The following is a 10,376-nucleotide window of genomic DNA, read 5'->3' on the forward strand; positions in this document are numbered from 1 at the left end:
CCGTTGATCAAGGTCGCGCCAAGCGCGACCGGTGGCAGACGCGGTGACAGGGGGAAGATTCCGGACGTTCAACGGCCGGAATCTTCCCCCGTCGACCGCCAATCACACCAGTGGGTAGGTGAATCCGAGTCCGTTAGAACCGTCCTCACCACTCACGGGACCAGAAGCGTCAGTTGTAGATGCGCTGGATGGCGCCCGCCGCGACGAGCCCGTTGGCCCACAGCGAGTTCACCCGCGAGATCTCCTGAGCGTTCGGCGTCGCGTTGGTGCAGGACGGGCCGGGGCCGCCGCCGGACATCAGTTCGGAGCACGGGCCCTGGTAGTTGTCCGGCAGGCCGAGCGCGTGGCCGGTCTCGTGCGCGGCGATCCGCGTCTGGTCGTACTGCCGCGCCTGCGTGTAGTCGATGAAGATGGTGCCGCGGCCGTGGCCGTCGGTCTCGGCGTACGAACCCGAGGGGTCGTTGCCTTCGGTGTAGCGCAAGGTGGCGCCCGACGAGCTCTCCTGCAGCTTCACGTTCGACACCGAGCTGTTCCAGTTCGCCACGCCGGCCTGGATGGCGGCCCGGAAGCTGGGGGCTCCCGAGGCATCGTAGTAGACCGTGGTCGCCGCGGCGGTCTTCTGAGCAGGCTGGACCGCCGCCGTGGCCTGGCCCGCGGTGACCGGGACGGCCAGCAGCGCCAAACTCACGGACGCGGAGACGAAGAACTTCCTTGCCATGGACCCACTCCTTGTGAGGACAACGGAATGGTTCGTGAATTTAGGAGCCCCGGCCGCGACCCGGCACCGACTTTCGTAGTGTCGGCCAGCTGGTGATTTACCAACACTTTCGACCTATTGACATGCGCATGTCCGCATACGATCATGCTCCGCTCAAGACCGTGGAACCAGCTTTCCGATTCCACGGTATAGGTCGTTATACGGTCTTCGGCTTGTACCAGACCTCGGGGCGGCCGACCTGGCCGTAGCGGGGCTCGCGCTGGGCGAGGCCGTTGTCGGCGAGGTATTCGAGGTAGCGGCGCGCGGTGACGCGGGAGGCGCCGATGGCGGTCGCGGCCGCTCCGGCGGAGAGGCCGTCGGCGGCCGAGGCGAGGACTTCGGTGATCGCCTCCAGGGTCTGCCCGCTCATCCCCTTCGGCAGCGCCTGCCGCTCGGTGGTGCGCAGGGTGCCGAGCGCGCGGTCGATCTCGGCCTGTCCGGTGACTTCGCCCGAAGCGCCGTGGAACTCCGCGTAGCGCTCCAATTTCTCCCGCAGTGAGGCGAACGTGAACGGTTTCAGCAGGTACTGCACCACGCCGACCGACACGGCTGCCTTCACCAGCGCCAGATCCCGCGCCGAGGTCACGGCGATGACGTCGATCGGGAGCCCGGCCGCACGCAGCGACCGGCAGACGGCGAGGCCGTGCGTGTCCGGGAGGTAGAAGTCCAGCAGGACCAGGTCGACCGGTTCGCGTTCACAGAACCGCAGGGCGTCCCCGCCGGAGTGCACGACCCCGGCGACGGTGAAGCCCGGCATCCGCTCCACGTACACCCGATGCGCGTCGGCGGCCACCGGTTCGTCCTCGACGACCAGCACCTTGATCATCGGGCGGACTCCTTCGGCGGCAGGCACACGGTGAACACCGCGCCCTCGTCGCGGCCGACGTCGATCGTCCCACTGTGCCGCCGCACCGCCTGACCCACCAGCGCCAACCCGAGCCCGTGCCCGTCCTCGGGTTTAGTGGACCACCCACGCCGGAACACCTCTTCGACGTCCTCGACGCCCGGCCCGGTGTCGGCGACCCGCAGCAGCAACCCGTCGGCATCCGCGCGGACGGTCACCTCGACCCCGGGCCGTCCGCCGTGGCCGGCGTTCCCCGCCGCCGCGTCGATACCGTTGTCGATCAGGTTGCCGAGGATGGTCACCAGGTCCCGAGGCGGGACGCCGGTGTCCGAATCCTCCATGACGGTGTCGGGCGTGATCGTGAACTCGACGCCGCGTTCGCTCGCCTCCGCCGCCTTGCCCAGCAGCAGCGCCGCGAGCACGGGTTCGGCGACCGCGCCGACCACGCGGTCGGTGAGTTCCTGCGCCAGCGCGAGTTCTTCGGTCGCGAATTCGACGGCCTGTTCGGGGCGGCCGATCTCGACCAGCGAAACCACGGTGTGGAGCCGGTTCGCCGCTTCGTGCGCCTGCGACCGCAGCGCCTCGGCCAGTCCGCGCACCGTCGTCAGTTCCCCGGTCAGCGCCTGGAGTTCCGTGTGATCGCGCAGGATCACCACGGTGCCCATCGCCTTCCCGCGCGAGCGCACCGGCGACGTGCTGACCACGAGCACCCTGGCCTCGGTGAGATGCAGTTCGTCGGTGCGCTCCTCCCCCGAAGTGAAGGCTTCGACGAGATCTTCGGGAATGTCCGATGCGGACAGTTCACGCCCGACGACGTCCTCGTCGACGCACAGCAGCGCCCGCGCTCCGTCGTTGCACAGCACCACTCGCCCGTCCCCGCCGACGAGCAGCAGCCCCTCGCGCACGGAATGCAAGACGGCTTCGTGGTACTCGAACAGGTTGCTCAGTTCCTCCGGCGCGATCCCCCTGGTCTGCCGCCGGAGCCGGGCGCTGACCAGATAGCTGCCGATCCCGCCGACCACCAGTACCGCCGCCGCGACCCCGATCAGCGGCCACAGCCGTTCCCGCAGTTCCGCGTCGATCGCTTCGACCGTGATGCCGACCGACACCAGCGCGACGACCTGCCCGGCGGCGCCGCGCACCGGGACCACGACGCGTTCGGACGGGCCGAGCGAACCGGCGTAGGTCTCGACGACCTTGCCGCCACGTTGCGCCTCGCCGATGTTGCCGATGAACCGCTGCCCGATCAGCGCCGGATTCGGGTGCGTGTAGCGGATGCCGTTCTTGTCCATGATGGTCACGAAGTCCACGTCCGTGTCCGCGCGGACACTCTGCGCGAACGGCTGCAGTGTCCGGGTCGGCTCCGATGTGGACAGTGCGGCCAGCACGCCGGGGGCGTCCGCCACCGCTTCGGCGACCGCGGTCACCTTGTCCCGCGCCCGGTCTTCGGTGGCCCTGACCGAATCGAGGTACGCGAAGGTGACCCCGGCCGCGACGAGCACGAAAAGCACGACGAGCTGCAGAATCAGCAGCTGACGGGCGAGACTGCCGCGCCTGGTCCGGATCCGCGTCGTCGAGGGCACCCGCCCATACCAGCACACCGCCGGCGGGACCGCGCAGCGCGCCCGGCCGGAATTCCCCGGAAACCACTCGTGCGAACTCAATGAACACAACCGTGACCCAGCTCACCAGCCCGGGTGATAGTGACCGGCAATCCCACGGACACCCCCCTGAGCTGGAGGCAAAGGTGCCTACAACGCCGGAAGCGGCGCCACGACGCCGCGACAAGATGCACTACCTGTACCTGGCCGTGATCGCGGCGGTCGTCCTCGGCGTCATCGTCGGGTTCGCGGCGCCGGGTCTGGCCAAGGAGCTCAAGCCGCTCGGCACGGGCTTCGTCAACCTCATCAAGATGATGATCTCCCCCATCATCTTCTGCACCATCGTGCTCGGCATCGGATCGGTGGCGAAGGCCGCGAAGGTCGGCAAGGTCGGGTTGCTGTCGCTCGGCTACTTCCTGATGATGTCGACGTTCGCGCTCGCGATCGGCCTCGTCGTGGGCAACCTCCTGCACCCGGGTGAGGGCCTGCACCTCGACCCCGCCGCCGCGGCGAAGGCGCACAAGCAGGCCGAGGGCGGCGAAGGCACCGTCGACTTCCTGATGGGCATCATCCCCACCAGCTTCGGTTCCGCGTTCACCGAAGGCCAGGTGCTGCAGACTCTCCTGGTCGCGCTCCTCGCCGGCTTCGCCGTGCAGAAGCTGGGCACCAAGGGCGAGCCGATCCGCCGCGGCATCGAGCACATCCAGCGGCTCGTGTTCCGCATCCTCGCCATGATCATGTGGGCCGCCCCGGTCGGCGCGTTCGGCGCGATCGCCGCGGTGGTCGGCGAAACCGGCTGGGGCGCGCTGCGCAGCCTCGCCGTCATCATGATCGGCTTCTACCTGACCTGCCTGGTGTTCGTGTTCGGTGTGCTCGGCGCGGTGCTGTGGCTCGGCGCGCGGATCAACATCTTCACCCTGCTGCGTTATCTCGGCCGCGAATTCCTGCTGATCCTGTCGACGTCGTCGTCGGAGTCGGCGCTGCCGCGGTTGATCGCGAAGATGGAGCACCTCGGGGTGTCCAAACCGGTCGTCGGCATCACCGTGCCCACCGGCTACTCGTTCAACCTCGACGGCACGGCCATCTACCTGACGATGGCGACGCTGTTCATCGCCAGCGCGCAGGACCAGCCGCTGGGTGTCGGCGAGCAGATCTCCTTGCTGCTGTTCATGATCATCGCGTCGAAGGGCGCGGCGGGCGTGAGCGGCGCCGGGATCGCCACCCTCGCGGGCGGTCTCCAGTCGCACCGGCCGGAACTGGTCGACGGCGTCGGGTTCATCCTCGGCATCGACCGGTTCATGTCCGAGGCCCGCGCGCTGACCAACTTCGCGGGCAACGCCGTCGCGACCGTCCTGGTCGGCACCTGGACCAAGGAGTTCGACCGGGATCAGGCCAACCGGGTCTTCAGCGGCCAGGCACCGTTCGACGAAGCCACCCTGATCGACGACCATTCCGACACGCCGAAGGATCCTGACGGCGACAGGGAGAAGGCCGTGGCGCACGCGTAGCGCCCGGCGGCAGACCGGAACCGCGGTGCGAGGGGCCCCCGTCCTCGCACCGCGGTTCCGCTTTTCTGGGAAGCTGAGCGGTATGCCGGACGCCATCGACCGTTACGTGCGCTCGCGGTACTCGAAGCTGCTGCACGGCAACTTCGCCGGGATGATGACCGACCCCGAACGCGAACGGTTCCTGCGCGACCTCGTGGACGACGCGCGGACCGTCACCGACGACGAACTGGGCGAACTGCTCGCGGCGGACTGGCGGCCCCGGATCACCGCGGCCTGGCTGATCGGCGTCGACCGCCGCACCGCGTGGCGAAGCCGCATCCGGGAACTGTTCCTGGAAAGCGGCCTGGTCTTCGCCGGGCAGGGCTACTGTTTCGCGCTCGCCCGGTTCGGCACGATCGCCGACGCCGAGATCCTCGTGTCCTATCTGGACCATTACCTCGCGCGGCCGGATCTGCGCTACGACCAGGAATGGGCGCTCGCGGCCCTGCACCACATCGACGCCGACCTCACGACCGCGTACACGTCACGCTATCTGCGGCCGGGCGGGCTCTGGGAAAGCTGGTCCACGAAGAACAGCACGGACCTGCCGTTCCACAAGATGTACTTAGCCATGCTGTGCTCGCACGTCCAGCGTGCCGTGCACGCGGCGGGCGTCAGGCGCTGACCTTCTCGTCGTACACGACACGGGACGCGGCGATCGAGTCGCGGTGACGCTCGGCCCACGTCAGCAAGCCGCTCAACGACGCGTACAGCTCCTTCGCCATCGGCGTGGCCTCGTACTCCACCTTCGGCGGCACCGTCGGGTACACGGTGCGTTCGAGCAGGCCGTCGCGTTCGAGGTTCCGCAACGTCAGGGTGAGCATCCGCCTGCTGATCCCCTCCACCGAGCGCTCCAGTTCGGTGAACCGCACGGGGCCGCGGGTGGCCTCCAGCAGGATGCCGATCGCCCACTTGCCGCTGATCCGGTTGATCACCTCGAGCACGGTGCACACTTCGAGTTTTTCGGGATCGACGACCCTGGCCTGCGCGGTCACATCGGTGTTCCCCTGGGACATGAAAGTGCCTCCTTCCGGCGAGGAACAGAGTCACACAAGATGGGCGCTGTTACAAGTGATGCACCAAGGCATCACCTGGGGAAATCTCGAAGGATCACCATGCGCGCTTTCGCCCTCGCCGTACTCTGCGCCGTCTCGCTGATGGTCGTCCTCGACGGCTCGATCGTCGCCGTCGCGCTGCCCGCGATCCAGAACGACCTCGGCTTCACGCCCTCGGCGCTGGCCTGGGTGGTCAACGCCTACCTGATCGCCTTCGCCGGGCTGCTCCTGTTGTCCGGGAGGCTGGGCGACCTGATCGGCCGGAAACGGGTCTTCCTCGCCGGGCTCGGCCTGTTCACGCTCGCCTCGCTGCTCTGCGGAATCGCGCAGGACCAGGCGCAGCTCATCGGGTTCCGCTTCCTGCAGGGCGCCGGTGGCGCGCTGGCGTCGGCCGTCGTACTCGGCATGATCACCACGCTCTTCCCGGAACCGCGAGCTCGGGCGAAGGCCATCGGCGTCTACAGCTTCACCCAGGCCGCCGGATCGTCGATCGGGCTCATCGCGGGCGGCACGCTCACCCAGCTGCTCGACTGGCACTGGACGTTCTTCGTCAACCTGCCGATCGGCGCGTTCGCGCTGGCGCTCGCCGTCCGGGTGCTCGGGGACGATCGAGGCCCCGGCCTGCGCGACGGCACGGACGTCACCGGCGCCGGGCTGGTCACCGGCGGCCTGATGCTGCTGGTCTACACGATCGTCAAGGCCGAGGAGTACACCTGGGCCGACGCCCGCACGCTCGGCCTGCTCGCGGTGTCGCTGCTTCTGCTCGCCGGGTTCGTGCTCCGGCAGGCGAAGGCAAGCCGGCCGTTGCTGCCGCTGCGGATCTTCCGCCTCCGCGCGGTGTCCGGGGCGAACACGGTGATGGTCCTGATGGTGGCCGGCTTGTTCGGTTTCCAGTTCATCACCGCGCTCTACCTGCAGCGCGTGCTCCAGCTCGACGCGTTGAGCACCGGGTTCGCCTTCCTGCCCGCCCCGCTTTCGATCGCGGTGATGTCGCTGGTCTTCGCCGAGCGGCTGAACCACCGTTTCGGGGCGCGAACGGTACTCATCGGCGGGCTCTCGCTGGTGGCGCTGGCGCTGGGCTTCCTCGCCACCGTCCAAACCGACGGTGACTACGCGACGGACGTCCTGCCCGCGCTCGTACTGATGGGCGTCGGGTTCGGCGCGGCGATGCCGGCGCTGATGGGGCAGGCGATGTCGGATGTCGCGCCTGCCGACGCCGGGGTCGCCTCGGGGCTGATCAACACCACGCAGCAGATCGGCGCGGCGATCGGGACCGCCGTCCTCGCGACCGCCGCTGCTTCACGCACCGGATCAGTGCTGGCCGAAGGAGCCGCGATGCCCGAAGCACTCGCTAGCGGCTATCGGGCCGCGTACGCGTTGAGCGCCGGCCTGCTCGCTCTCGCGGTCTTCGCCGCGACTGTGCTCCTTCGCACCCGGAAGGCTCAGGAAGCGATCGTCGCGTAAGCCCACTCGGAGACCTCGCCGCCGAGACGCACCTCGGCGGCGCCTCCGGGTTTCCAGACCCCGCTGCCGCCGAACGCGGCCATGCCGCCGGTCTTGCCGGAGTACTGGGAAAGCACCACCCACATCCCGCAACCTCGACGATCACCTGCCGCGTGCCCGGTTCGAAGAGCTCTTCCTCGCTGTCGTGCAGGTTCCGTTTCGCATAGGTGGCAACGGTTTCCCCGTCGGGACCGAGGACGAGCGAACCGATGTCCCGAAGCGGTTCGAGGCGCCGGTCGTCCGGCGTCAGCCAGAGCCCCGGATCGGTGGCGAGCGCCTCGAATTCCAGACCGGTCAGGGAGAGTTCGGGGAACACGCAGAAGTCGGCGTCCGCGATCCGGAGGAGCCTGGCGTGTTCGGCGATGTTCGCGGAAAGGTCCGCCGGGACGGTGAACGGCTGCACGGTGGCGACACGCATGGCCTGAGCCTAGCGCCCCAGGTACCCCCGCAATCCGTGTTGCCCACGCCGCATCATGAGCGCGTGGTTGATCCGGAAGACCGGCCTGGCGACGCGATCGAGCTTGCGCAGCAACGGTTTCCGCGCCTCGACCTCCTGCGTGATCTCCAGTCTCGTGCCGCTTCCCACCGCGATCAGCGCGCCGGCCAGCGTCCCTTCGAGGTCACCGCTGAGCAGCACTCGCAGCCGTCCCTCGCGTTCGTCCTGGCGGTCCCGGTGCATCCGTACGGTCAGCGCGTACGGCAGCCTGGAGCGGCAGACGAGTTCCGCGGTGTCGTCGTCGATCCGGCTGACCGAACGCACGTCGCGCCACCACAACGGATACGCGGCCAAGTCGACGACCGCGTCGAAAACCGCCTTGGGCGAGGCTGGCAGCACCCACGTGTCGCGGAAGCGGTACCAACCGCCTCCGCGACCCGTGAGCGAACCCGTCATGCCTGCGCCGACACCAGGTTCCGGCCGTCCATCGTCACGACGTCGACCGAGGCCACGTCGTTCGGGGCGACCAGCGCGGAACCATCGACACCGGTGCCCTCACGCTGTCCCTTCTCCGAAACGAGCCAGCTGCCGGCGTTGACCCGCTCTCCGCTCTTGGTCACCACGATGAGCGCGCACTTCTCGCCTTCGCGGACACCTGTCGCCTTGGCGTGCAGCCGCACCCATCCCGCGGCCGGAACCACCCGGACCGCCAGCTGTACACCCGTGTCCCGGTTGGTCGCCGCGAGGTCACGGGTGCCCGGCACCGGAGCGGTCGCCGTCGGCACCGGCAGGGCCACCGTCGACGGTTCGGGCGACGTCTGCCGTCCGACCAGCACACCCGCGCCGAGCGCCACCACGACCAGCACGGCCGCACCGGCGACGGCGAGGAGCCGCCGCGGTTTGCGCTCCTGTGCGCCCTCTTCTTCGCGAACCTGACGCAGCGTGCGCTGCAGGAGCAGATCTCCCCCGTCGGGAGGTCCTTCGAGGAACGCCTCCGGCGGCACCTCGTCAAGGTGGTGGCGCAGCTCCGACAGCTCGCGCACCTCACGACGGCACGTGGGGCAGTTCGCCAGATGCGTCTCGAACGTGGCCGCTTCGCCCGGAGTCAGGCCGCCGAGGACGTAGGCGGCGAGCTGGCCCTGGTCGTGTCCCACCGCACTCATCGCGCTACCTCCTTCCCGGGTCCGGACATCACGGCTCTGAGCGCCCGTAACGCGTAATAAGATCTCGACTTAACGGTACCCGGGGCCACGCCAAGGGACTTCGCCGCTTCGGCCACCGTCCGGCCCCGGTAGTAGATCTCCACCAGTACCTCACGATGTTCCGTGGACAGGCCGTCCATGGCCCCGAGCACGGCCATCGAGTCCACGACGCTCTGCGCGTGGTCCCGCTCCACCGCCGGGGTGGGCACGCCTTCCGCGGGCTCCGCCACTTCCGGTGGCCGCGCCGCCCTGGCCCGCGCGCGGTCGGTGATGATGTTCCGGGCGACCGTGAGCAGCCAGCCCCGCACCGATCCCTTCGCGTCGTTCTCCAGGTCTTCGGCGTGTTTCCAGGCCCGGACCAAGGTCTCCTGCACGACGTCCTCCGCGGCCGCGCGGTCCCCGGTCAGCCTTGTCGCGTACGCCAGCAGGCTTCGCCCGTGTTCGGCGTACAAGTGCCGGACCAAGTCCTCGCCTTTGGCCTTTTTGGGCCGCCAGCCTCCGATCGCCACTCGCGTCCTCCCGACGGTCTTCTGGGTCGGCGAGGACAGTACTGCAACCCGCAGGGGCAGAGTGGATCGTTCGGCGCGCGCCGCGATCGAACTGTGCATCGGCACCGGCCTCTCCTCGGTTCTCCATGGCCGCCTCCTCTTGCCTCCCACACGGACGGCCGGCGGATGCGGTTCAACCGGGGTCTTGTCGATCATCGGACGCGCTCGTATGCTGACGCCTCCGGATTCCGCCGCCGCCTGATTCCCGGGAGGGTCTCGGCGTGCCAAGGAAACTCGCGGCCGTTCTGCTGGCGGTCGCCTTCGTGTCGGGATGCGGCGACGAGCCCGGTTTCACCGCGACGCTGACGGATCCGGTGAACGTCGACCTGAGCTGGCCCGACGACGATCCGGCCGCCGCGGGGCGGATCGTCGAGTACACGACCGATCCGCGGGGCGAGTACACGATCCTGCAGTTCGTGCCGCCCCGGCAGACGACCTACCGGCATCCGGATCTGATGCCGGAAACGCGGTTCTACTACCGGATCCGGCCGTTCTACGGTGCCGTTTCGGACGCCGTGACGGTTTCCGGCCCCGCGACTCCCGCCGCTTCCGGCCCCGCCGTGCCGCTGCGGGCGGGCGATCGATCGGCCGCCCCGGCTTCGTTCCGGGCCGAGCCGGCGCCGGAGGAGATGGTGAAGTTCAGCTGGGCCGACCGCTCCAGCGACGAGGACGGCTTCCTCGTGGAGATCAAGAAACCCGGCGCGGCCGAGTTCGTGCCGATCGAGGTCTCCGATCCGGGGACGACGTCGGCCGGGCTCGCCACCATGCCGGGCGAAGAAGGCTCCTCGTATCGGCTGCGCGCTTTCTACTACGGGCCCGCTTCGCCCGTGCTGGACCTCGTGAGCGGTAAGGGGTAGTTCCCCCTCCGGATGCTATGAACGGT

Annotated in this window: 12 protein-coding genes; 4 read left to right on the top strand and 8 right to left on the bottom strand. The window is 68.9% G+C overall.

What is annotated here, in order from left to right:
- Positions 1-169 precede the first annotated feature (169 nt).
- The 3 genes from AVR91_RS42070 to AVR91_RS42080 form a co-directional block, all read right to left on the bottom strand.
- Entirely contained in the window at positions 170-718 is a 549-nt protein-coding gene (locus tag AVR91_RS42070) for a snapalysin family zinc-dependent metalloprotease (protein WP_063273333.1), read from the bottom strand.
- A gap of 196 nt (positions 719-914) precedes the next feature.
- Positions 915-1,583: a response regulator gene (locus AVR91_RS42075; protein ID WP_037345590.1), complete on the bottom strand. Its 669-nt coding sequence runs from the start codon at positions 1,581-1,583 to the stop codon at positions 915-917.
- Positions 1,580-3,184, bottom strand: coding sequence for an ATP-binding protein (locus AVR91_RS42080; RefSeq protein ID WP_063273334.1), 1,605 nt, complete (start codon positions 3,182-3,184; stop codon positions 1,580-1,582). The genes AVR91_RS42075 and AVR91_RS42080 overlap by 4 nt, the downstream gene beginning before the upstream one ends.
- A gap of 206 nt (positions 3,185-3,390) precedes the next feature.
- Here AVR91_RS42080 and AVR91_RS42085 point away from each other — a divergent pair, with 206 nt between their 5' ends.
- Positions 3,391-4,710, top strand: a complete 1,320-nt coding sequence (locus tag AVR91_RS42085; RefSeq protein ID WP_063273335.1) for a cation:dicarboxylate symporter family transporter — start codon at positions 3,391-3,393, stop codon at positions 4,708-4,710.
- 82 nt (positions 4,711-4,792) lie between these two features.
- Complete coding sequence (locus tag AVR91_RS42090; RefSeq protein WP_063273336.1) at positions 4,793-5,374, top strand: DUF6000 family protein; 582 nt, start codon at positions 4,793-4,795, stop codon at positions 5,372-5,374.
- Here AVR91_RS42090 and AVR91_RS42095 read toward each other — a convergent pair.
- Positions 5,364-5,765, bottom strand: coding sequence for a winged helix-turn-helix transcriptional regulator (locus AVR91_RS42095; protein WP_016335422.1), 402 nt, complete (start codon positions 5,763-5,765; stop codon positions 5,364-5,366). The two genes, AVR91_RS42090 and AVR91_RS42095, sit on opposite strands and share 11 nt — an antisense overlap.
- A gap of 99 nt (positions 5,766-5,864) precedes the next feature.
- Between AVR91_RS42095 and AVR91_RS42100 the strand changes: the two genes are divergently transcribed.
- On the top strand, positions 5,865-7,268 hold the full coding sequence (locus tag AVR91_RS42100) for an MFS transporter (protein ID WP_063273337.1): 1,404 nt from the start codon (positions 5,865-5,867) through the stop codon (positions 7,266-7,268).
- On the opposite strand, the gene AVR91_RS44195 is transcribed toward AVR91_RS42100, so the two are convergent.
- The 4 genes from AVR91_RS44195 to AVR91_RS42120 form a co-directional block, all read right to left on the bottom strand.
- Entirely contained in the window at positions 7,247-7,393 is a 147-nt protein-coding gene (locus AVR91_RS44195; protein WP_228709494.1) for a hypothetical protein, read from the bottom strand. The two genes, AVR91_RS42100 and AVR91_RS44195, sit on opposite strands and share 22 nt — an antisense overlap.
- Positions 7,394-7,734: 341 nt before the next feature.
- Positions 7,735-8,199 carry an SRPBCC family protein gene (locus AVR91_RS42110; RefSeq protein ID WP_063273338.1) on the bottom strand — a complete coding sequence of 155 codons (465 nt, stop codon included), beginning with the start codon at positions 8,197-8,199 and terminating at the stop codon, positions 7,735-7,737.
- A complete protein-coding gene (locus tag AVR91_RS42115) occupies positions 8,196-8,906 on the bottom strand; it encodes an anti-sigma factor family protein (RefSeq protein ID WP_063273339.1) in 711 nt (236 codons plus the stop codon). Before AVR91_RS42115 ends, AVR91_RS42110 begins: the two co-directional genes overlap by 4 nt.
- Positions 8,903-9,454 (bottom strand): sigma-70 family RNA polymerase sigma factor, encoded by a 552-nt coding sequence (locus tag AVR91_RS42120; RefSeq protein WP_016335427.1) that lies wholly within the window; start codon positions 9,452-9,454, stop codon positions 8,903-8,905. The genes AVR91_RS42115 and AVR91_RS42120 overlap by 4 nt, the downstream gene beginning before the upstream one ends.
- A gap of 260 nt (positions 9,455-9,714) precedes the next feature.
- On the opposite strand from AVR91_RS42120, the gene AVR91_RS42125 reads away from it, so the two are divergent.
- Positions 9,715-10,350, top strand: coding sequence for a fibronectin type III domain-containing protein (locus AVR91_RS42125; protein ID WP_063273340.1), 636 nt, complete (start codon positions 9,715-9,717; stop codon positions 10,348-10,350).
- The last annotated feature ends 26 nt before the right edge of the window (positions 10,351-10,376 follow it).

Origin of the sequence: Amycolatopsis keratiniphila subsp. keratiniphila, from assembly GCF_001620365.2 — a bacterium.
In the GTDB taxonomy this organism is placed as follows: Bacteria; Actinomycetota; Actinomycetes; order Mycobacteriales; family Pseudonocardiaceae; genus Amycolatopsis; species Amycolatopsis keratiniphila.